The sequence below is a fragment of the Cellulomonas sp. Root137 genome (assembly GCF_001426725.1).
GTDB lineage: Bacteria > Actinomycetota > Actinomycetes > Actinomycetales > Cellulomonadaceae > Cellulomonas.
On the sequence record NZ_LMFG01000002.1, the window covers coordinates 50,404 to 70,888 of the forward strand.

General features: G+C 71.3%; 19 protein-coding genes. 14 read left to right on the top strand and 5 right to left on the bottom strand.

The features are described 5' to 3' along the window. The first annotated feature begins 2 nt into the window (after positions 1 to 2). The 6 genes from ASD18_RS12635 (at position 3) to ASD18_RS12660 (ending at position 6,567) form a co-directional block, all read left to right on the top strand. The gene (locus tag ASD18_RS12635; RefSeq protein ID WP_056092332.1) at positions 3 to 1,922 is read left to right on the top strand and encodes a biotin carboxylase N-terminal domain-containing protein; all 1,920 of its coding nucleotides are present in this window, start codon (positions 3 to 5) and stop codon (positions 1,920 to 1,922) included. Next, the gene (locus ASD18_RS12640) at positions 1,919 to 3,094 is read left to right on the top strand and encodes an acyl-CoA dehydrogenase family protein (RefSeq protein ID WP_056092334.1); all 1,176 of its coding nucleotides are present in this window, start codon (positions 1,919 to 1,921) and stop codon (positions 3,092 to 3,094) included. Before ASD18_RS12635 ends, ASD18_RS12640 begins: the two co-directional genes overlap by 4 nt. After that, the gene (locus tag ASD18_RS12645) at positions 3,091 to 3,558 is read left to right on the top strand and encodes a MaoC family dehydratase (RefSeq protein ID WP_056092335.1); all 468 of its coding nucleotides are present in this window, start codon (positions 3,091 to 3,093) and stop codon (positions 3,556 to 3,558) included. The genes ASD18_RS12640 and ASD18_RS12645 overlap by 4 nt, the downstream gene beginning before the upstream one ends. Further along, a complete protein-coding gene (locus ASD18_RS12650) occupies positions 3,555 to 4,352 on the top strand; it encodes a CoA ester lyase (protein WP_056093559.1) in 798 nt (265 codons plus the stop codon). The genes ASD18_RS12645 and ASD18_RS12650 overlap by 4 nt, the downstream gene beginning before the upstream one ends. Continuing rightward, positions 4,349 to 4,897, top strand: a complete 549-nt coding sequence (locus ASD18_RS12655) for a putative glycolipid-binding domain-containing protein (protein ID WP_056092338.1) — start codon at positions 4,349 to 4,351, stop codon at positions 4,895 to 4,897. Before ASD18_RS12650 ends, ASD18_RS12655 begins: the two co-directional genes overlap by 4 nt. A gap of 137 nt (positions 4,898 to 5,034) precedes the next feature. After that, positions 5,035 to 6,567 carry an alpha/beta fold hydrolase gene (locus ASD18_RS12660; protein WP_200938612.1) on the top strand — a complete coding sequence of 511 codons (1,533 nt, stop codon included), beginning with the start codon at positions 5,035 to 5,037 and terminating at the stop codon, positions 6,565 to 6,567. A 6-nt stretch (positions 6,568 to 6,573) separates the two neighbouring features. Here ASD18_RS12660 and ASD18_RS12665 read toward each other — a convergent pair whose 3' ends face one another. Then, positions 6,574 to 7,392 (bottom strand): DeoR/GlpR family DNA-binding transcription regulator, encoded by an 819-nt coding sequence (locus ASD18_RS12665; protein WP_056092341.1) that lies wholly within the window; start codon positions 7,390 to 7,392, stop codon positions 6,574 to 6,576. A 273-nt stretch (positions 7,393 to 7,665) separates the two neighbouring features. Between ASD18_RS12665 and ASD18_RS12670 the strand changes: the two genes are divergently transcribed. The 8 genes from ASD18_RS12670 (at position 7,666) to ASD18_RS12705 (ending at position 16,372) form a co-directional block, all read left to right on the top strand. Next, positions 7,666 to 8,952, top strand: coding sequence for a sugar ABC transporter substrate-binding protein (locus ASD18_RS12670; protein ID WP_056092344.1), 1,287 nt, complete (start codon positions 7,666 to 7,668; stop codon positions 8,950 to 8,952). Between the two features lie 82 nt (positions 8,953 to 9,034). Continuing rightward, positions 9,035 to 10,000 (top strand): carbohydrate ABC transporter permease, encoded by a 966-nt coding sequence (locus ASD18_RS12675; protein WP_082574090.1) that lies wholly within the window; start codon positions 9,035 to 9,037, stop codon positions 9,998 to 10,000. Position 10,001: 1 nt separating this feature from the next. Next, on the top strand, positions 10,002 to 10,886 hold the full coding sequence (locus ASD18_RS12680) for a carbohydrate ABC transporter permease (protein WP_235522388.1): 885 nt from the start codon (positions 10,002 to 10,004) through the stop codon (positions 10,884 to 10,886). Between the two features lie 52 nt (positions 10,887 to 10,938). Continuing rightward, a complete protein-coding gene (locus tag ASD18_RS12685; RefSeq protein ID WP_235522389.1) occupies positions 10,939 to 11,799 on the top strand; it encodes a ketose-bisphosphate aldolase in 861 nt (286 codons plus the stop codon). A gap of 37 nt (positions 11,800 to 11,836) precedes the next feature. After that, positions 11,837 to 13,027 carry an ADP-dependent glucokinase/phosphofructokinase gene (locus ASD18_RS12690; RefSeq protein ID WP_056092350.1) on the top strand — a complete coding sequence of 397 codons (1,191 nt, stop codon included), beginning with the start codon at positions 11,837 to 11,839 and terminating at the stop codon, positions 13,025 to 13,027. Continuing rightward, the gene (locus tag ASD18_RS12695; RefSeq protein ID WP_056092353.1) at positions 13,024 to 13,965 is read left to right on the top strand and encodes a DUF4432 family protein; all 942 of its coding nucleotides are present in this window, start codon (positions 13,024 to 13,026) and stop codon (positions 13,963 to 13,965) included. Before ASD18_RS12690 ends, ASD18_RS12695 begins: the two co-directional genes overlap by 4 nt. Further along, complete coding sequence (locus ASD18_RS12700; RefSeq protein ID WP_056092356.1) at positions 13,965 to 14,951, top strand: class I mannose-6-phosphate isomerase; 987 nt, start codon at positions 13,965 to 13,967, stop codon at positions 14,949 to 14,951. The genes ASD18_RS12695 and ASD18_RS12700 overlap by 1 nt, the downstream gene beginning before the upstream one ends. A gap of 119 nt (positions 14,952 to 15,070) precedes the next feature. Then, entirely contained in the window at positions 15,071 to 16,372 is a 1,302-nt protein-coding gene (locus tag ASD18_RS12705) for an alkaline phosphatase (protein ID WP_056092360.1), read from the top strand. A 51-nt stretch (positions 16,373 to 16,423) separates the two neighbouring features. Here ASD18_RS12705 and ASD18_RS12710 read toward each other — a convergent pair whose 3' ends face one another. The 4 genes from ASD18_RS12710 to ASD18_RS12725 form a co-directional block, all read right to left on the bottom strand. Further along, entirely contained in the window at positions 16,424 to 17,248 is an 825-nt protein-coding gene (locus tag ASD18_RS12710) for an alpha/beta fold hydrolase (protein ID WP_056092364.1), read from the bottom strand. Between the two features lie 61 nt (positions 17,249 to 17,309). Next, complete coding sequence (locus tag ASD18_RS12715) at positions 17,310 to 17,612, bottom strand: DUF5808 domain-containing protein (protein ID WP_056092366.1); 303 nt, start codon at positions 17,610 to 17,612, stop codon at positions 17,310 to 17,312. Between the two features lie 43 nt (positions 17,613 to 17,655). Beyond that, a complete protein-coding gene (locus ASD18_RS12720; RefSeq protein WP_056092370.1) occupies positions 17,656 to 18,528 on the bottom strand; it encodes an alpha/beta fold hydrolase in 873 nt (290 codons plus the stop codon). 65 nt (positions 18,529 to 18,593) lie between these two features. Then, a complete protein-coding gene (locus ASD18_RS12725; protein WP_056092373.1) occupies positions 18,594 to 20,381 on the bottom strand; it encodes a family 43 glycosylhydrolase in 1,788 nt (595 codons plus the stop codon). Positions 20,382 to 20,485: the final 104 nt, after the last annotated feature.

A 20,485-nucleotide genomic window follows, 5' to 3' on the forward strand; every position in this document is an offset into this window, starting at 1 on the left:
GCATGTTCGGGACCGTGCTGGTGGCGAACCGGGGGGAGATCGCCTGCCGGGTCATCGCGACGCTCCGCACCCTCGGGATCCGGTCGGTCGCGGTGTTCACGGACGGAGACCGCGCTGCGCTCCACGTGGCGCGCGCGGACTCGGCGATCCGCGTCGAGTCCTACCTGTCGATCGACGCGGTGATCGAGGCCGCGCGGTCCGCTCATGCCGAGGCGATCCACCCCGGGTACGGGTTCCTCTCCGAGAACGCGGACCTCGCGCGGGCGTGCGAGGCGGCGGGCGTCGTGTTCGTCGGGCCCGGGGTGAAGGCCCTGGAGCTCATGGGCGACAAGATCCGCGCGAAGGAGCACGTCTCGGCCGCGGGGGTGCCGGTGATCCCGGGCTCGTCGTCGACCGATGCGGCCGACGCCGACCGCGTCGGGTACCCGCTGCTGGTCAAGCCGTCCGCGGGCGGGGGCGGCAAGGGCATGACGGTCGTCGAGCGTGCCGAGGACCTGGCCGATGCCCTCGTCGGCGCCCGTCGCGTGGCCGCCGCGGCGTTCGGCGACGACACGCTGCTGCTCGAGCGTCTGGTGCGGACCCCGCGGCACATCGAGGTCCAGCTGCTCGCCGACACCCTGGGGAACGTCGTCCACCTCGGCGAGCGCGAGTGCTCGCTGCAGCGCCGCCACCAGAAGGTCGTCGAGGAGGCGCCGTCGCCGCTCCTGGACGCCGCCACCCGGGACCGGATCGGTGCGGCCGCGTGCGAGGTGGCGCGGAGCGTCGGCTACGTGGGAGCCGGGACGGTGGAGTTCCTGGTGTCCGACGAGGCGCCCACGGAGTTCTTCTTCATGGAGATGAACACGCGGCTGCAGGTGGAGCACCCGGTCACCGAGCTGGTCACCGGGCTGGACCTGGTCGCGTGGCAGCTGCGGATCGCCGCGGGAGAGCCGCTGGGCGTCCAGCAGACCGACGTGCGGCTGACCGGGCACGCGATCGAGGCGCGCGTCTACGCCGAGGACCCCCTCCGGGACTTCCTGCCGAGCACCGGGACCGTGCGGGTGCTCGACGAGCCGGCCGGCGAGGGGATCCGCGTCGACAGCTCGCTGTACGCCGGGCTGGAGATCGGGTCCGCCTACGACCCGATGCTGGCCAAGGTCGTCGCGTGGGGACCGGACCGCGCCACGGCTCTCGCCCGCCTGGACCGCGCGCTGGCCGGCACCACGATCCTCGGCGTCCGGACCAACCTCGCGTTCCTGCGGCAGGTGCTGGCCGACCCCGACGTGCGGGCCGGCCGGCTGGAGACCGGCCTGCTCGGACGCCTGACGCCCTCGACCGAGGCTGCCCCGATCATCGCCGCGGTCCTCGCCCGCCACCCGGCACCCGTCGGCGCGTGGGGGACCGACGGCTGGCGCCTCGGAGATCACCGACCCGTGCGCTACGAGGTCGACGACGTCGAGGTGTCGGTGCTCGGTCCGCCCGACGGTGCGACCGTCACGGTCGGCGACGACGCGCCCGTCCACGCATCGCTGGAGCGGACCGGACCCTCCTCCGTGGCGCTCGAGGTCGACGGCGTCGTGCGCCCGCTGCGCCTCGTCTCGGACGGCCCGGTCACCTGGGTCGGCACCTCCGAGCTGCGCTTCCGCAGCCGCGTGGAGCGGCTGGCCGACGAGCTCGCCGCCCTCACCCGCGGCACCCGCCCGGCCGACCCGGAGGTGCGCTCGCCGATGCCCGGCATCGTCGTCTCGGTCGACGTGCGCACCGGCGACCAGGTGGTCACGGGACAGAACCTCCTCACCATCGAGGCGATGAAGATGGAGCACCGGGTCGTCGCGCCCAGCGACGGCATCGTCACCCTCACGGTCCGACCGACCGACCGGGTGGCACTCGACCACGTGGTGGCCACCATCACCGGCCACCCCGACGAAGGGACACCGGCATGACGTCCGACCTCACCCCCGAGCAGCAGAAGCTCCGCGACGAGGTGCGGGACTTCGCCGACACCGTCGTCGCGCCCGCCGCCTACGAATACGACACCAAGCGCGAGCTGCCCTACGAGATCCTCGCCCAGATGGGGGAGATGGGGCTGTTCGGGCTGCCGTTCCCCACCGAGTACGGCGGCCAGGGCCGCGACTACGTGGACCTCTGTCTGGCGGTCGAGCAGCTGGCGCGGGTGGACCAGTCGATCGCCGTGACGCTCGAGGCCGGGGTCGGCCTCGGCGCGATGCCGGTGTGGCGCAGCGGGACCGAGGCGCAGAAGCGGGAGTGGATCCCGATGCTCGCGCGGGGCGAGGCGCTCGCGGCCTTCGGGCTGACGGAGGCCGAGGCCGGGTCCGACGCCGCCGGCACCAAGACCACCGCGCGACTCGAGGACGGTCAGTGGGTGATCGACGGGACCAAGCAGTTCATCACCAACTCGGGCTCGGCGATCACGCGGCTCATCACCATCACCGCGGTCACGGGCGAGACCGTGCGCGCCGACGGCTCGGTGAAGAAGGAGCTCACCGCGATCCTGGTCCCCAGCGACACCCCCGGGCTGACCGTGCTGCCGGCCTACGACAAGGTCGGCTGGCACACCTCCGACACCCACCCGCTGCGGTTCGAGGACGTGCGCGTGCCCGAGGCCAACCTGCTCGGGGAGCGCGGCCGCGGCTTCGCGCAGTTCATCCAGACCCTCGACGAGGGCCGCGTCGCGTTCGCCGCCCTGTGCACGGGGGCTGCGCAGGGCTGCCTCGAGGAGGCCATGCGGTACGCCAAGAGCCGCAACGTGTTCGGCCACCCGATCGGCGACAACCAGCACATCGCGTTCACGATCGCCCGGATGGAGGCGCGGGTGCACTCCGCCCGGCTCGCGTGGCTCGACGCCGCACGCCGGCTCGTGGCCGGGCAGCCATTCAAGCTCGAGGCGAGCCTGGCCAAGCTCATCGGCAGCGAGGCGGCGATGGACAACGCCCGGGACGCGACGCAGATCTTCGGCGGGTACGGCGTGATGAACGAGAACCCGGTGGCCCGGCACTACCGCGACTCGAAGATCCTGGAGATCGGGGAGGGGACCACGCAGGTGCAGCTCATGGTGATCGCGCGGGAGCTGGGCTTCTCGGGGGCGCCTCGATGACCCGCGACGTGGAGCAGCGGGGGCTGTACTACGAGGAGCTCGAGCTCGACGTCCGGTACGTGCACCGCCCCGGACGCACGATGACCGAGGCGGACAACGTCCTGTTCTCGACGCTGACCATGAACCCGCAGGCGCTGCACCTGGACGCGGCGTGGTCGTCCGGTCAGCCGTTCGGGCAGCGGCTGGTGAACTCGATGATGACCCTGGCCGTGCTGGTGGGGAGCTCGGTCGCGCAGCTGACCCAGGGGACCATCGTCGCCAACCTCGGGTTCACCGACGTCCGGTTCCCGCACCCGCTGTTCCACGGGGACACGCTCTACTCGTCGACCGTGGTCACGGACAAGCGCCTCTCGTCGTCGCGGCCCGGACAGGGCGTCGTGACGCTCGAGCACACCGGGCGGAACCAGGACGACGTCGTCGTGGCCGTCGCGACACGGACCGTCCTGTTCTGGTGCACGCCATGAGGGGCCCGGCGCTCCTGTTCTGCCCGGCCGACCGGCCCGAGCGGTACGAGAAGGCCGCGGCCCGCGCCGACTCCGTGATCCTCGACCTGGAGGACGCGGTCAACCCCCACGCGAAGGCGTCCGCGCGATCCCTGCTGGCCACCGTCCCGCTGGACCCCGCGCGCACGATCGTCCGCGTGAACCCCGCCCCCGACCTCGACGACGACCTGCGCGCCCTGGCGCAGACGCCCTACCGCACGCTGATGCTGGCCAAGACCTCGTCCGCCGACGACGTCCGCGCGCTCGCGGGCTACGAGGTCGTCGCGCTCATCGAGACCGCGGCCGGCGTGGTCAACGTGGCCTCGATCGCCGCCGAGCCGAACGTCGTCGGGCTCATGTGGGGTGCCGAGGACCTGGTCGCGTCGCTGCGCGGGACGTCCAGCCGGGCACCGTCCGGGGCGTACCGCGACGTGGCGACGCACGCGCGGTCCGCCGTGCTGCTGGCCGCGGGCGCGTTCGGCAAGGCGGTGATCGACGCGGTGCACCTGGACATCGACGACGTCGACGGGCTCGCCGCGGAGGCCGCCGACGCCGCGGCCTGCGGGTTCACGGCCACGGCGTGCATCCACCCGTCGCAGGTCGAGGTGATCCGGGCGGCCTACCGGCCGGGGGCGGCCGAGGTCGAGCGGGCGCGCGCCGTGCTCGCGGCCGCGGTCGGGCAGCACGGGGCGTTCCGGTGGGAGGGGCAGCTGGTCGACGGCCCGGTGCTCAAGCACGCGCACGAGGTGCTGCGTCGCGCGGGCGACCCCGGGTGAGCACCGCGCTCCCGCCGTTCGCCGCCTGGCGGTTCGTCGACGCGGTCGACGGCTTCGAGGTGGTCTTCGCCGGACCGGGCACGCTGCGCGGACACACCTCCGCGGTCGAGGACGGCCGGGCCTACGCCGTGGCGTACGAGATCACGCTCGACGGATGGGTCACCCGAGAGGTGCGGGTGCGCGCCGACACCGTGGACGGGACGCGCACGACGGTGCTGGTCTCCGACGGGCGCGGGACGTGGACGGTCGACGGGGTGCACGCGCCGGCGCTGGACGGGCTCGTCGACGTCGACCTCGAGGCGTCCGCGTGCACGAACACGCTGCCCGTCCACCGGATGGCGACGCCCGTGGGCGAGCTCGTCGCCGCGCCCGCGGTGTACGTGCAGGTGTCGGACCTCGTCGTGCGGCGCCTGGACCAGACCTACCGCCGGCTCGACGAGCACCGCGTCGCGTACATGTCGGAGGGCGGGTTCGAGGCGGTGCTGACGTACGACGACGCCGGGCTGGTGGTCGACTACCCCGGGATCGCCGCCCGCTTCGCGTGACGTCGGCAACCGGTCGACCGACTAGGGACCAACGGATCTGGTGCCGCGCTCGTCGCTGAGCAGGCTGGGAGGGGCGGCACCGCGCGTCGTCCAGGTCACCAGGCCCGAAGATGCGCCGCCCGCCCACGGAGGCAGTCATGGCCGGCACGATGAGCCCCGCCCGGGTCGAGGATCTCCCCACCCGGCACACCCCGCGCCGGACCCGGTGGGTGGCCGTCCGGCCCTGGGTCCCGCTCGTCGGAGTCCTCGTCCTGGCCGCGGTGACGGGGGTGCTGACGGGGCAGCTCGCGCCCCTCGGGCCGGTGTCGACGCTCGGCGCCCTGGCGGTGATGGCGACCGGCGCCGGTCTCGGCCTCGTCGGGGGACGGGTGGTCGGCGCCGTCTGGGTCGTCCTCCCCCTGCTCGTCGTGCACGTGGCCGCGCTCGAGCTCGCCCGCAGCGACGTCCTGCTCCCCACGGTGCACGACGTCCGGCTCGACTCGACGTGGGGGGTCCTGGCACTGGTCCTCGGGCGTGGGATGCACGCCCTCCTGCTGGTCCTGCCGATGCTGCTGGGCGCTCTCGTGGGGTCGCGCCTGACGCGTCGGCGGGTCGCGACGCGGGGCACCGTGCTCGTCGGAGCCCTGACCCTCGCGCTCGCCGCCGTCGTCGCCCTGCCCGCCTCGACGCCGCCGGTGCGCGGCGCCGACGGCGAGGTCGTCCCGGGCAGCGTCGCGACGCTCGACACGGTCGCTCTGGGTGGCGATCCGCACACGGTGATGGTCCGGGCGGCGGACCCCGACGCCCCGGTGCTGCTCTACCTGTCCGGCGGTCCCGGGCAGTCCGACCTCGCGCTCGCCCGGGTCCTGTCCGAACCCTGGGTCGACGACGTCGTCTTCGCGAGCTTCGACCAGCGAGGCAACGGCACGTCCTACGCCGCGCTCCTGCCCACCGAGGAGGCCACGCTCGACCGGGCGGTCGCCGACGTCATCGAGCTCACCGAGTACCTGCGGGACCGGTTCGACGAGGACAAGGTCATCCTCATGGGGGAGTCGTGGGGCACGATCCTCGGCGTCCTGGCGGCGCAGCAGCGGCCCGACCTCTTCCACGCCTACCTCGGCAGCGGGCAGATGGTCGACGTCACCGAGACCGACCGGCGGATCTACCGCGACCTCGTCGAGTACGCGGACCGGACCGACGACCAGGCGGTGGCGGACCTGACGGAGCGGATCGGGGAGCCGCCCTACGCCGACCTGCCCTGGGCCAACGCCGACGTCATGCTCGCCTACGAGTACCTCTACGGGTCGTACACGCCGTCCGAGGGGTACCTGGCACGTGGCAAGTCCTCCGGGCTGGACGCGTTCGGCGTCAAGGGCGTCGAGTACACCCTGCTCGACAAGGTCTCCGTGCTCCGCGGGCTGATGGACACCTTCGCGGTGATGTACCCGCAGATCCAGGGTCTGGACCTGCGCCGGGAGGTGCCGCGGCTGGAGGTCCCGGTGTTCGTGCTCGACGGGGCGGCGGAGCTGGACGGTCGCCGCGACCTGGCCCTCGAGTGGTACGCGGCCCTCGAGGCACCGACGAAGCGCCTCGTGACGTTCCAGGACGCCGCGCACGCGGTGGCGTTCGAGCAGGCCGACGCCGTCGACCGGCTGCTGGTGGACGAGGTCCTGCCGCTGGTCGGGCGATGACTCGGCTCAGCCGGCGGCGGGTGGCGTGAGGACCTCGACGCCTGCGGCCTCCAGCGCTTCGGCGAGGTCCGGCGGCGGGGTGGAGTCGGTGACCAGGTAGTCCGCACGGCCCAGCTCGGCGATCTGCGCGAACAGCCGGCGTCCGAACTTGCTGGAGTCGGCGAGGACGGCCACCTTGGCGGACCGGTCCATCATCGCGCTCATCATCGCGGCCTCGCCGAGGTTGCTGGTGGAGTAGCCGGCGTCGGCGTTGACCGCTCCGACGCCGATGAGGGCGAGGTCGCAGCGGATGTCGCGGTCGGCGCCGCTCTCGGTGGGGAACGCGACGGCGCCGATGGTGCCCTGGGCACTGAGCCGGACCGCGCCCCCGAACACGTAGAGGTCCCTGAACGCGAGCGGGTTGATCTCGGTCGGCATGCGCAGCGAGTTCGTCGCGACCGTGAGGTCACGGTGCTCGGACAGGTGGCGTGCGACAGCCAGGGTCGTCGTGCCGGCGTTGATCATCAGGGCTGCCCCGTCGCGCACCAGGCCTGCCGCCAGCGCGCCGATCTGGTCCTTGGCCGAGGTCTGCAGCCGCAGCCGGACGTCCAGGCCGGTGTCCGGGCGGGGGACGGCCTGCGGGCTGATGGCGCCGCCGTGCGTGCGGATGAGGACGCCGTCGGCGTCGAGGGCGTCGAGGTCGCGCCGGATGGTGTCGGCGGAGACGTCGAACCGCTCGGCGAGGTTGGCGACGGTCACCTGCCCCTGCTCGGCGACGTACGCCGCGAGGTCGGCCTTGCGGCCCGCGGGGAGGCGCCGTGACGTGCCGTCGGTGGTCGCTGACATGGGAGTACTGAACCACAGGTCTGCGGGTTTGTGCGAGAACCCGCATGCAGGCGTGCCGTGCTCAGATCCGGCAGCGAACCAGACATTTGCCCAGTTCAGAGGCGAAGAACCAGGTAGATCGCGTGCGCCGACGATCGACACGGCCATGTCACGGAGTGGTTGCGACTCGCCAGCACCGGTTGACGACGCACATCCACGGGTCTACGTTGGCGGAAATACGCAGAAGTGCGCAGACAGTCGCACCAAGCGGCAGATTCCGAGGATGGGAGAGTCATGAGCAAGGGCGCTCACGTAGGACGCTTCATTGCACTCACCGGTGTCACAGCACTTGCGCTCACGGCCTGCTCCGGGGGCGGCGGGTCCAGCTCGGACGGCGACGGCGACTCGGGGGGTGACGTCACTCTCGAGTTCTCGCAGTGGTGGGAGCCCGAGCTCCCCGACGGCGCGTTCCGCGAGCTGATGGACAAGTTCGAGGCCGAGAACCCCGGTATCACGGTCGACCTGCTGTCCGGCCCGTACGCCTCGACCAAGGAGCAGGTGGTCGCCGGTGCGGCCGCCGGCACCATGTCGGACGTCGTCGGCCTCGACGGCGCGTGGGTCAGCGACTTCGCCGACCAGGGCGCGATCACCGACCTGTCCGCGGTCATGTCCGAGGCCGGCTACGACGAGTCGCAGCTGGCCAGCCAGGTCCAGGTGGACGGCAAGACCTACATGATCCCGGTGGTGAACTTCGTCTACCCGATGTTCACCAACGACGACCTGCTGGGCCAGGCGGGCGTCACGGCACCGCCCACCAACCGCACGGAGTTCGCGGATGCCGCGGCCAAGGTCACCAGCGGCGACGCCCATGGGTGGGTGCTCCCGCTCTCGCTCGAGGCTCCGAACGGGATCCAGAACGACGTCATGTCCTGGGTGTGGGCGTCCGGCGGCTCGATGCTCAAGGACGGTCAGCCCGCCCTCACCGACAACGAGGCCGTCACCAGCGCCACGGACTACATCCAGGGCCTGTGGGACGCCGGTGTCATCGCCCCCGGTTCCTTCACCATGAAGGAGCAGGACAAGGTCGAGGAGTTCAGCAACGGCCGGGTCGGCATGATGATCGACTCGCTCGCCCACGTGAACCTCATCCGCGAGTCCAACCCGGACCTGAACTTCAGCATCTCGGCGATCCCGGCCGAGGACGGGTACACCGGCGAGCGCGGCATCCCGTACGCCTCCTGGGGCATCGGCATCGCCGAGAACTCGGAGCACAAGGCCGAGGCGTTCAAGCTCGTCGAGTTCCTCATGAGCGAGGAGACCAACAGCGAGCTGTCGTCGATCGCCAACGCGTTCCCCGGCAACACGACCTCCGTCCCCGACTTCGTCGAGGAGGACGAGCTGTTCGGCACCGCGTTCGAGATCTACCAGTCGGGGTTCCCGGCCAACGAGTTCACCGGCCTGCCCGTGGCCGAGCAGCTCATGCGCGACTTCGGCGAGGAGTTCCAGAAGGCGCTCGACGGCCAGCAGTCGATGCAGGACGCCCTCGCCGCGGCCCAGACCAAGTGGGAAGAGGAGTTCTAGGCCACCAGCCCGGAACGCCCGGGCCGCGCCGGACACGCATCGCCGGCGCGGCCCACCCCCTCAGGGAGAGAGCCCCGTGTCCATGTCACAGACCACCAGCCCCGAAGCGGAGGCACGGCCCACCAAGGCCGCCCCGCCCCCCGGTGCAGACTCCGCCCGGACGCGCACCATCGGCCGGATCAAGCGCACGCTGACGCCCTACGGCTTCCTCAGCCCCACCGGCGTCCTCCTGATCATCCTGATGGTCACGCCGATCATCATGGTCGTCAGCTACTCGCTGCTCGACCGTGTGATCACCAACAAGAACCCCGCGTTCGTCGGCTTCGAGAACTACGTCGAGGTGCTCACCGACCCGGTGTTCTTCACCGCGGTGCGCAACACGCTCGTGTTCACGATCTCGTCGGTGGTCGTGCACTTCGTGATCGGCCTGGCGTTCGCCCTGCTGCTGAACTCACCGCTGCTGGGCAACCGGAGCAAGGCGTTCTTCCGGGTGCTGTACATCCTCCCGTGGCTGTTCACGGTGGCGATCGTGGCGGTGCTCTGGCGGCTGCTGCTCAGCCCGAACGGGGTCATCAACTACCTGCTCGGCGCCAGCGGGATCACCGACGGCAACACCGAGTGGCTGGCCAACCCGTCGACCGCGCTGGCGGCCGTCACGTTCATCAACATCTGGTCCGGCTACCCGTTCTTCATGATCTCGCTGCTGGCCGGCCTGCAGGGCATTCCCCGTGACCTGTACGAGGCCGCGAAGGTCGACGGCGCGGGCGCACTGGCGCAGTTCCGCAACGTCACGCTCCCGCAGCTGAAGCCGATCATCATCTCGATGGCGCTCCTGGACTTCATCTGGACGACGCAGCAGTTCGCGCTCATCTGGATGACCACCGGCGGCGGACCCATCAACTCCACCGAGGTGCTCTCCACCTTCACGTACAAGCTCGCGTTCACCGAGTACGAGTTCTCCGTGGCCTCCGCGTCCGCGGTCCTCGTGCTCCTCATGTCGATGGTTCTCGCGTTCTTCTACGTGCGGCACCAGAAGGCGAGGGACTGAGATGACCACGCTGGCCACCCCGGCGCTGACCGCCGAGCGCCCCGCGCTGCGGACACCGCCCAAGCACACCGGCAAGAAGGTGGCGATCATCGTCGCCCTGGTCGTCGGTGCGTGCTTCTCGGCCCTGCCCGTGCTCTGGATGCTCTCGAGCTCGTTCAAGTCCAACCCGGAGATCTTCGAGTTCCCGCCGCGTCTCATCACGCCCGGCTTCTCGTTCGACGCGTACACGACGATCCTCACCGACCCGACCAAGCTGCGGTTCTTCTTCAACAGCTACGTCATCGCGCTCGCGGTGACCGCCCTGTCGCTGATCGTCGCGGTGCACGCGGCGTACGCGTTCAGCCGGTACGAGTTCTGGGGCAAGAAGACGATCAACGTGGTCGTCGTCTCCGTCCAGGCCGTCCCGCCCATCACGTTGCTGATCCCATACTTCGGGCTCGTCGTGGCGCTCAAGCTCTACAACACCTACCAGGGCCTGATCCTCACCTACATGGTGTTCACGCTGCCTTACGCGATCATCATGATGACGGGGTATTTCAATACGCTCCCCAAGGAATTGGACGAGGCCGTCAAGGTGGACGGGGCCGGTCCGCTGACCGCACTGTGGCGCATTCTCATGCCCATCTCGGTGCCGGGTCTGGTGTCGGTCGGCGTGTACACGTTCATGATCTGCTGGAACGAGTTCCTGTTCGCGCTGACGCTGACCAGGACCGAAGACATGCGCACCGTCCCCATCGGCATCCAGCTCCTCATGGGCCAGCACTCGTACGAATGGAACGAGATGATGGCGATGAGCATTCTCGGGTGCATTCCCGTGCTGCTTCTCTTCCTCTTCTTCCAGCGCTACTTCATCGGGGGGATGACCGCTGGCGCCGTGAAGATCTAGTACCCCCCGATCCTCAGAAACACACACACAGGAAAGTTGACACACCATGTTGATGAACGGCCGAGACCTGCTCGCGGTGGCGAACGAGAACTACTTCGCCATCCCCGCCTTCAACATCAGCGACTACGCGATGGGCAAGGGGATCTTCGAGATCTCCGAGAAGCTGAACGCCCCGCTGATCGTCGCCATCCACCCCGACGAGGTGTCGCACATCGGCGGCGACGCGCTCGCCGCGCTCATCCAGCGCGCGCACCGCTCGTCGGTGCCGGTCGCCATCCACTGGGACCACGGCGGCACCTACGAGCAGGTGCTCCTGGCCATCCAGCTCGGGTTCACGTCGGCCATGATCGACGCGTCGATGCAGCCGTTCGAGGACAACGTCGCGATCACCACGAAGGTCGTCGACACCGCGCACGCGGTCGGCCTGTCGGTCGAGGGCGAGCTCGGCACCATCGGCAAGCTCGACGAGCAGGCGGAGGACGGGGTGCTCGTCGACCAGATCGCGTTCACCGACCCCGCCGAGGCCGTGGAGTACGTCCAGCGCACCGGCGTGGACAGCCTCGCGATCGCCATCGGCACCGCGCACGGCCTGTACCCGAAGCACGTGACCCCGCAGCTGAGGCTCGACCTGCTGCAGGAGATCAAGACCCTCCTGCCCATCCCGCTCGTGCTGCACGGCGGCTCGGGCAACCCGGACGACGAGATCGGGCAGTCGGTCAAGCTCGGGGTCAACAAGATCAACATCTCGAGCGACATCAAGGTGGCGTACCACGACAAGATGCGAGAGGTGCTGGCGGACACCTCGCTGCGCGAGCCCAACTCGATCCAGCCGCCGTGCATCGCCGCGATGCAGGAGGTCGCCGCGCAGAAGATCCACCTGTTCGACGCGGCCGGCAAGGCCGACCTGTACTGACCGAGCCTGACACGACGCGCGAGGGAGCGGCCGACCGATGAGCACGAGGTTCGTGCTGGGCATGGGTGGCACGGTCGACTACGAGATCCGCTGGGACACGGCCGTGCTGGAGCAGCTCGCTGCGGAGCACGGGATCGGTCCCGAGGACCTCGACCTGTCGGCCCCGGTCGAGACGGTGCGCGACCTCGTGCGGAGCCTGCTGGCGTTCGTCCGCGACGGTGTCGGGGGAGAGCGGTTCGTCGCCTCCTCCGACATCGTCGAGGAGTTCGCCGCGCGCTTCCCCAAGGAGGTCACGCTCGGGGGGACGTGCGTGCGGGCCGCGATCGCCATGGACGTGCTCGGGGTGCCGAGCACGATGCACCTCGTCTCGATCGACGACAACGTCCGTCGGCTGCTGCCGGCCTCCGTCGACTACGTGTCCAGCGCCACCGAGGACACGCTCGACCCGCACCTGATCGTGCAGTACCCGGCGGGGACGCGGGTCCGGGTGGGTGACGTCGAGCTGGTGGCCCCGCACCCCAACCGGATCATCTACGCCAACGACCCGCCGCACCGCGAGCTGCGCATCGCCGCCGACCTGCCGGACGCGCTGCGCACGGCGGACGTCTTCCTGCTCTCGTCCTTCAACGTGATCCAGGACCCGGCCACCCTGGAGTCCCGCCTGACGCAGGTGCGCGAGGCCATGCGGGTGCTCCCGCCGGACGCCCTCGTCGTGTTCGAGGACGCGGGCTACCACGTGCCGGCGCTGAGCCGGCGGGTCCGCGACGAGATGGTGTGGGCCGCCGACGTCTACAGCCTGAACGAGGACGAGATGCACGCCTACCTCGGCCGCCCGGTGGACCTGCTCGACGCACCCACGGTGGCGAAGGCCGTGGAGGAGCTGCACGCGCTCGTTCCCGCACCGACCCTCGTGGTGCACACCAAGTACTGGGCGCTCGCGGTCGGGCAGCGGGCGGCAGCGCTGCGTCCGGCCCTCGTCGGGGGGATCACGATGGCCAGCACCCGGTACAGGCTCGGGGACGGGTTCACCGCGGACGACTACGCCGCCACGCGGGCCATGACGGCACCCGCGGTCGGTCAGCGGGTCAGCGCCGAGGTGGCGGACCTGCTCGGCGGCGACGCGGCCGTGGTGCCGGCGCTGGACCTCAGCGACGTCGCGGCGCCGACGACGATCGGGCTCGGCGACTCGTTCGTCGGCGGCTTCCTCGCAGCGCTGGGCCGGCGATGACCGCCTGGACCGAGCTGACCGACGACGGCCGGGTCTCCCAGCCGGAGGCCCTCGCCGGCGTCGAGGTCCGGGGTGGCGTGATCGCCGTGCGGCTGGCCGGGGGGCTCGCGTTCGACGTCCTGCCGGACCGTGGCCTCGACCTCGGTGCCACGTGGTGGGGCTCGACGCCGGTCGCGTGGCGCTCCCCGAACCTCGTCGACCCGGGACCCGGTCGCGACTGGGAGTCGCGCTTCCTCGGCGGGCTCCTGGCGACGTGCGGCCCCGACAACATCGGCGAGCCGCGCGGGTCCTCGGGCCAGCACGGTACCCACCACCTCACTCCCGCGACCGACGTGCACTGGTCGCGGGAGCGTGGGGGGGACGCCTGGCGGGTGTGCGTGACGGGCACGGTCGCGCACACCTCGCTGGGTGGTCCGCGCATCCTGGTCGAGCGGTCGATCCTCGCGCGGACCGGGATCCCGGCGGTCGAGGTCCGCGACGTCGTCCGCAACGTCGGCGACCAGGCCGTCGGGGTCCCGCTGCTCTACCACGTCAACCTCGGCGCACCGCTGCTGCGCCCCGGCGCGCGCCTGCGGGTCGACGCCGACGAGGCCGTCGTCCGCGAGCCGCTGCCGGAGGGCCGCGACCCCCTGCTGACCCCTGCGCCGGCACCTGGTCTGGCGCCGGTCGTCGCCGAGCACCGGGGAGTGCGCGGGGCGCGGGCCACGCTCGTCGGCGACGACGGGTACCCGGACGTCGTCGTGACCTGGACGGACGCGACGCTGCCGCGGCTGTGCACGTGGAGCTGGCCCGCCCGTGGCGCGTACGTGCTCGGCGTCGAGCCCACCAACGCGCCCCTGTTCGGCCCGGAGCGGGACCAGCCGCACGCCGGCGCTCCCGTCCTCGAACCCGGTGCGACCTGGCGCACGGGTGTCCGCATCGCGATCGAAGGACCCTGATGACGTCGCTGTACCTGCCCGCCAACCAGCCCGCCGACCGGTTCTACGCCGGAGGCCGTCAGATCGCCGACTTCCGCGGTACGGGGCCGGCGGCCAGCCACGAGCCGGAGGACTGGGTGGGATCGTCGACCTCGGTGTTCGGGCACGAGCCGGTCGGCCTGACGGTGCTCCCCGACGGCCGGCTGCTGCGCGACGCCATCGACGCGGACCCTGTCCACTGGCTGGGTGCCGAGCACGTCGCCGCGTTCGGGTCCGACCCGGCGTTGCTGGTCAAGCTGCTCGACGCCGGCCAGCGGCTGCCGGTGCACGCCCACCCGGACGTCCCGTTCGCCGCCGAGCACCTCGGCCTCGCGCACGGCAAGACCGAGGCGTGGGTGGTGCTCGAACCCGCCCGCGTGCACCTGGGGTTCGCGCGGGACGTCGGCGTCGACGAGCTGGCCGGCTGGGTGCGGACGCAGGACACGGACGCGATGCTCGGGGCGATGCACGTGCTCGACCTCGACGCCGGCGACGCGGTGCTGGTCCCCGCCGGCCTCCCGCACGCGATCGGCCAGGGCGCGTTCGTCGTCGAGCTGCAGGAGCCGACCGACCTGTCGATCCTGCTGGAGTGGTCCGGGTTCGAGATCGACGGAGCCTCCGACGGGCACCTCGGGCTGGGGTTCGACGTCGCGCTCGCGGCGGTGGACCGGCGTGGCTGGACGGCCGACGAGATCGCCCGCTTGCGTGGCGCGACCGCGGCGTCCTCCGGGGACCTGCTGCCCGAGGCGTCGGCGTTCTTCCGGGTCGAGCGGTGGACCGGTGCGCGCGAGCTCGACGCCGGGCTCGCGGTGCTGGTCGTCGTCGCGGGCGACGGCGCCCTCGTGGCGGCTGGGGAGTCGTCGCCGCTCCGGCGTGGTCAGACGGTCCTGCTCCCCGCAGCCGTCGGGCCGGTCGCGGTCGACGGCGACGAGCTCCAGGTGGTCGTCTGTCGTCCGCCTCGGCCCTGACCCGGGGGTTCGCTCCCTCGCGTTGCACTTTCACCCGATCGGTCGAACGATGGGCGGCACGGGGGATGCTCCGGCCGACGTCAAGGTGAACAACGAAGTTCGACCGAGGGACGGCAGAGATGCTCAACTCACGACGCACATGGATGGGAGCCGGCGGCGCCGCAGTGCTTGCGGCCGGGCTGGTGACGGGCGGGGTCGCGACGGGGGGTGACGGCGTCGACCGCGGACGCGGCAACGACCGCGTGGTGGCCAAGAACGTGATCTTCATGGTCGGTGACGGCCTGAGCATCGCGGCGAGAGAGGCCACCCGGCTCGCGACCGTCGGTCAGGACGGGCAGCTGGAGATGGACTCGCTGCGGTACGCGGGGTGGACGCACACCGACTCGGCGGACCCGGAGGAGGCGGTCACCGACTCCGCCGCGGGCGCGACGGCGTTCGCCGCGGGCGTGCGCACGTACAACGGGGCCGTGTCCGTCGACGTCGACGGCAACCCGGTGAAGACCCTGCTCGAGTACGCGAACGACCTGCGCAAGGCGACGGGACTGGTGTCGACGGCGCAGGTCACGGACGCCACGCCGGCCGCGTTCGGCTCCCACGTGCCCGACCGCGGCGACCAGAGCGAGATCGCGCGCCAGTTCATCGAGGTCACCAAGCCGGACGTCATCCTCGGTGGAGGCGAGGACTGGTGGTACCCCGTGGGCGACCCGGGGGCCTACCCGGACGACCCGGCGGACCCGCGTCCGGAGGTGAGCAAGAGCACCATCGGCAACCTCGTCGAGCTGGCCGAGGGGGCGGGCTACGACTACGTCAGCACCCCGGCGGAGCTCGCGGCGACCGACTCCGAGAAGATCCTCGGGCTGTTCGCCAACGAGGAGATGTTCGAGCAGTTCCCCGAGGGGCAGGGCGACGAGTACGCGCCCGTCGTGCCGCTGACGGACATGACGGCGAAGGCGCTCGAGGTGCTCTCCCAGGACCGGCGGGGCTTCTTCCTGATGGTCGAGGAGGAGGCCATCGACGAGATGGAGCACGCCAACAACGCCGCACTCACCCTGAAGGCCGGCCAGGCTCTCGACGCCACGGTGGCCCTGGTCCGGCAGTTCGCCGCCTCGCACCCCGGCACCCTGGTCGTCGTGGTCGGTGACCACGAGACCGGTGGGCTGGCCATCGAGAACGTCTCGTCGAGCGACGAGTCGGGTGACCCGACCAGCACCGTCCCCGGGGTCCTGCAGAGCCTGGAGGACGGTCCGTTCCCGATCGCGAACAGCGACCTCCAGTTCACGATCGACTGGACGACGAGCGGGCACACCGGCGCCGCGACGCCGCTGACCGCCGAGGGGCCGGGGGCCGAGCGGCTGGCCCGGTCGCAGGACAACACCGACGTGTTCACGGTCGTCCTGGACGCGATGCGCGGCCGGCGCTGACGCACGACGAGGGCGGCTGTACAGACGTGCAGCCGCCCTCGTCGTCCGCGCTCAGGACTGGAGGAACTCCAGCAGGTCCGCGTTGATGGTCGCGGCCTCGGTGGTCGGCATGCCGTGCGGGAACCCGGGGTAGGTCTTCAGGGTGCCGTTCTGCAGCAGCTGCGCCGACAGCGGTGCGGAGTCGGCGTACGGGACCACCTGGTCGTCGTCGCCGTGCATCACCAGCACGGGGACGGTGATCTTCTTCAGGTCCTCAGTGAAGTCGGTCTGCGAGAACGCGACGATGCCGTCGTAGTGCGCCTTGGCGCCGCCCATCATCCCCTGGCGCCACCAGTTCTCGATGATCGCCTCGGACGGGTCGCGGCCGGGCCGGTTGAAGCCGTAGAACTCGGTGGCGGCCAGGGCCCGGTAGAAGTTCGACCGGTTGGTGGCCACCTGCTCCTGGAGCCCGTCGAACACGCTCTTCGGCAGGCCGCCGGGGTTGGCGTCGGTCTGCACCATGATCGGCGGGACCGCGCTGATCAGCACGGCCTTGGCGACGCGGCTCTCGCCGTGCCGGGCGATGTAGTGCACGACCTCGCCGCCCCCGGTCGAGTGGCCGATGTGGACGGCGTCGCGCAGGTCGAGGTGTTCGGTCAGGGCGGCCAGGTCGTCGGCGTAGTGGTCCATGTCGTGGCCGTCGCTGGTCTGCGTGGACCGGCCGTGACCGCGGCGGTCGTGCGCGATGACGCGGTAGCCGTGCTGGAGGAAGAAGAGCAGCTGGGTGTCCCAGTCGTCGGCCGAGAGCGGCCAGCCGTGACTGAAGACGAGCGGCTGGCCCGACCCCCAGTCCTTGTAGAAGATCTCGGTGCCGTCGGACGTCGTGATCGTGCCCATGGGTGACCCTCCGGGAGCTCGGGAACGGTCATCCGAGACTAAGCGGGCATCGACCGGTTGCCTAGGTCACCCGCTGCCGGACCAGCTCCACGATGCGTCCGGCGTTCAGGGTCCAGCCGACGCCGAACACCCGCGGGCTGATCACGTGGGCGCCCTCGGGGTCCCACATGCGCTCCTTGAACCGCGCCACCGTCGGCATGCGGAAGTCGTAGGGGACGAACCCGGCCACCTGGCCGTGCCACTCCCGCTCGTCGGCGGGGCGCCGCAGCTCCTTGACCACCGCCGCGACGGCCAGCGCCAGGGTGATGAGGCGGATCAGCTTCTGAAGGTCGAGCCCACTGCTGTCCTGCTCGTGCGATGTCATGTCGACTCCCTCGTCGGGCTTCTGATGATCCACCCGGTGGCCGTCAGGAACCACCCTCGAGCACCTCGCGCAGCCTCGCGGCGAACGCCTCCGGCTGGCCGGGCTGGCCGTACTCGTCGCCGAGGAAGCCGCCGTGGTTGCTCGGGAAGACGGTGAGCTCCTGGTCGAGCTCGTCGGCGAGCGCGGAGGAGGTGCGCCAGGTGAGCGTGCCGGTGCTCTCGATGCCGGCGGCGACCACGACGCGCGTCGGAGCGGCGATGAGCGCCGGGATGTCCGGCTGGTAGGCCGTGATCGCGTTGGAGATGCCGGACAGCAGAGGGTCGGCGCGGGACCCGTCGTCGCCGGTCGGCAGGCCGAAGCCGGCCGGGTCGGGCAGCTCGGCGCCGAACTCGTCGGTGAGCTCGCCCTCCCAGGAGGTCAGCGCGATGAACGCCGCCATGCCGGCTCCCCACCCGCGCTGGTGGTACGCGTCCTGCACCTTCTTCTCCGCGGCGAACGCCTCCTGCGCATCCGGCAGCACGCCCAGCAGGGGCGGCTCGTGCGCGACGAACGTGCGGACGTCGGCGGGGTGCGCGGAGACGAGGTGCAACCCGGTCACCGCGCCCCCGCTGCTGCCGAGGAGGTCGACCGTCCCGCCGAGCTCGGCGACGAGCCGGTGCAGGTCGTCGGCCTGCTGCTGCGGGGTGTTCGCGGTCTCGCCGTCGCTGCGGGTGCTCCGGCCGAGGCCGCGCGGGTCGTACGTGACCACGGTCCGGTCCGGGAAGTACGACGCGAGCGTGCCGAAGCCGGACGCGTCCATGGGCTGGGCGATGAACAGGAGCGGCGGGCGGCCGTCAGCCGGCGGGAGGGGGCCGCGGACGTCGTAGGTGAGCGTCGCCCCGGGCACGTCCAGGGTGTGGGTGGTGGCGGTCGTCATGTGATCCTCCGGAGGCGGTCGGGGCCCCCGCCAGTATCGGGGCCCCGACCACGTCCGGTCGAGGGTCAGGGCAGCAGCAGCCGCACCGCCTGGGTGGTTCCGGTGCTGCTCAGCGACCACGTGCCGTCATCGGTCGGGCTCAGCGTCCAGGTGCCGCACCCGGTGCGGACCAGCCGCAGGTCCGTGCCCAGGCAGCCGCCGCGCTCCGCGGTCCGCACGGTGTACGCGGCGGTCCCGGCCACCGGCTCGAGCACCCACGACTGACGGGCGCGCTCGTCGCGCGGCCGGAACGTGACCGCACCCGTGTGACCCCGTGGCGCGGTGAGCGTTGTCTGGTCCGTCGGGCTGGCCAGCAGCACCTCGCCGACGGGCTCGAACCGGAACTGCTGGTCCGCGCCGCCGGTCGGGGAGCTGATCGCGAGGTTGCTCCCCGGGACGGGACCGCCCTGGACCGTCCACACCCGGTTGCCGGGCAGGATGCTGGCCACCGTCGTCCACCCGTCGCCCGCGGCGGAGAAGCTCCAGCGCTGGCAGTCGTTGTTCGGCAGGAACCCGAGCCAGCCCCACTGGGCCACGTTGCCGCCGTCGACGTTGGTGCAGGCACCGACCTCGGCCACGTTGTTGCTGAACCGGTTGAGGATCCGCGTGCCGGTGCCGCGGTCGGACAGCTGCCACTGCTGGCACGCGTTGTCCAGGTCGGTCCACAGGGCGATGTTGGCGCCCTCGTAGCCGCAGCCGGCGTTCTCGACGACCGCGGTGCCGTCGCGCGGGACGATCTGCACGAAGGGGTCGCCGTGGCCGATCGAGCGGCTCGGGTTGATCGGGTCGCTGATCACCGGCCACCCGTCGCGTCCCCAGGTGAGCTTCCGGACGTTCAGGCGGGGAGCGCCGCCGTCCGTCGCGTCGTAGTAGTGGTTGACGAAGTACCCGGAGCGGCCGTTCTTGTCCATCAGCAGGTCGCCGCCGCCGGCGCCGACGAACTCGTTGTAGCCGCGCAGGATCTCCGTGCCGCCCTTGGCGTCGAGCAGCGGCACGCCGTCGGCGTCGACGTACGGGCCGGTCAGGCTGGGGGAGCGGCCGACGATGGTCCGGTAGTCGCTCTCCACGCTGCGGCAGCAGTAGTCCCAGGACACGAACAGGTAGTAGTAGCCGTCGTGGAACGCGATCGCCGGGTTCTCCTCGGCGTTCGGGGCGAACTGGCGGCGGGCGATCGCGACGGGCTGCTCGCCGGCGACCGGCGTGCCGGTCGTGGCGTCGAGAGGCACGAGGTGGATGCCGGAGAAGAACGAGCCGAACGAGAGCCAGGTGCCGCCGTCGGCATCGGTGACGAGGTTCGGGTCGATCGCGTTGAACGTGTCGACGCCCGGCGTCGAGCGGACGACGAGGCCCTGGTCCTCCCACTGCGGGTTCGCCAGGGTCGGCGACGTGAGCAGCCCGATCACGGAGTTGTTGGTGCCGAACTGCGAGACCGCGTAGTACAGCCGCCACTCGGTGCCGGACCAGCTGAGGTCGGGCGCCCAGGCGTCACGCGGCGCGTTCTCGGGGGTGACCCCGAGCGCCTCGAGCACCCACGAGGGCAGCTCGGTGATCGCCGGGCCGAGCTCCTCCCAGTGCACCAGGTCGCGGGAGCGCTTGAGCGGGAGGTACGTGTCGTCGAACGCGGCGTCGCCGGTGATCGCGACGTAGTACCAGCCCTTCTCCTTGACCATCGTCGGGTCGTGCGCGATGGGGTCGACCGGGCGGGTGGCCGGCGACGGGGTGTGTCCGCCGGCGGTCGCCGCGGTAGCTGGGGCGACCAGCCCGAGCAGCGCGGCGATCACCAGCAGGACCAGCGACAGGGGGGTGCGTCTCATCGGTATTCCTCGTCTTCCACATCGTCGTGGGGGCCGGGCGCGTTCATCCTGGCACCGTTCTACAACGATGTACATGGTGTCCGGAATGTGATCACCCAAGCGGT

What these genes read in the sequence shown, in the direction of transcription:
- ASD18_RS12660 (WP_200938612.1), top strand. Translation starts at nt 5,035, where the DNA reads ATGGCCGGCACGATGAGCCCCGCCCGGGTCGAGGATCTCCCCACCCGG.
- ASD18_RS12680 (WP_235522388.1), top strand. Translation starts at nt 10,002, where the DNA reads ATGACCACGCTGGCCACCCCGGCGCTGACCGCCGAGCGCCCCGCGCTG.
- ASD18_RS12705 (WP_056092360.1), top strand. Translation starts at nt 15,071, where the DNA reads ATGCTCAACTCACGACGCACATGGATGGGAGCCGGCGGCGCCGCAGTG.
- ASD18_RS12695 (WP_056092353.1), top strand. Translation starts at nt 13,024, where the DNA reads ATGACCGCCTGGACCGAGCTGACCGACGACGGCCGGGTCTCCCAGCCG.
- ASD18_RS12670 (WP_056092344.1), top strand. Translation starts at nt 7,666, where the DNA reads ATGAGCAAGGGCGCTCACGTAGGACGCTTCATTGCACTCACCGGTGTC.
- ASD18_RS12720 (WP_056092370.1), bottom strand. Translation starts at nt 18,528, where the DNA reads ATGACGACCGCCACCACCCACACCCTGGACGTGCCCGGGGCGACGCTC.
- ASD18_RS12635 (WP_056092332.1), top strand. Translation starts at nt 3, where the DNA reads ATGTTCGGGACCGTGCTGGTGGCGAACCGGGGGGAGATCGCCTGCCGG.
- ASD18_RS12640 (WP_056092334.1), top strand. Translation starts at nt 1,919, where the DNA reads ATGACGTCCGACCTCACCCCCGAGCAGCAGAAGCTCCGCGACGAGGTG.
- ASD18_RS12665 (WP_056092341.1), bottom strand. Translation starts at nt 7,392, where the DNA reads ATGTCAGCGACCACCGACGGCACGTCACGGCGCCTCCCCGCGGGCCGC.
- ASD18_RS12710 (WP_056092364.1), bottom strand. Translation starts at nt 17,248, where the DNA reads ATGGGCACGATCACGACGTCCGACGGCACCGAGATCTTCTACAAGGAC.
- ASD18_RS12650 (WP_056093559.1), top strand. Translation starts at nt 3,555, where the DNA reads ATGAGGGGCCCGGCGCTCCTGTTCTGCCCGGCCGACCGGCCCGAGCGG.
- ASD18_RS12645 (WP_056092335.1), top strand. Translation starts at nt 3,091, where the DNA reads ATGACCCGCGACGTGGAGCAGCGGGGGCTGTACTACGAGGAGCTCGAG.
- ASD18_RS12690 (WP_056092350.1), top strand. Translation starts at nt 11,837, where the DNA reads ATGAGCACGAGGTTCGTGCTGGGCATGGGTGGCACGGTCGACTACGAG.
- ASD18_RS12700 (WP_056092356.1), top strand. Translation starts at nt 13,965, where the DNA reads ATGACGTCGCTGTACCTGCCCGCCAACCAGCCCGCCGACCGGTTCTAC.
- ASD18_RS12725 (WP_056092373.1), bottom strand. Translation starts at nt 20,381, where the DNA reads ATGAGACGCACCCCCCTGTCGCTGGTCCTGCTGGTGATCGCCGCGCTG.
- ASD18_RS12675 (WP_082574090.1), top strand. Translation starts at nt 9,035, where the DNA reads ATGTCACAGACCACCAGCCCCGAAGCGGAGGCACGGCCCACCAAGGCC.
- ASD18_RS12715 (WP_056092366.1), bottom strand. Translation starts at nt 17,612, where the DNA reads ATGACATCGCACGAGCAGGACAGCAGTGGGCTCGACCTTCAGAAGCTG.
- ASD18_RS12685 (WP_235522389.1), top strand. Translation starts at nt 10,939, where the DNA reads ATGAACGGCCGAGACCTGCTCGCGGTGGCGAACGAGAACTACTTCGCC.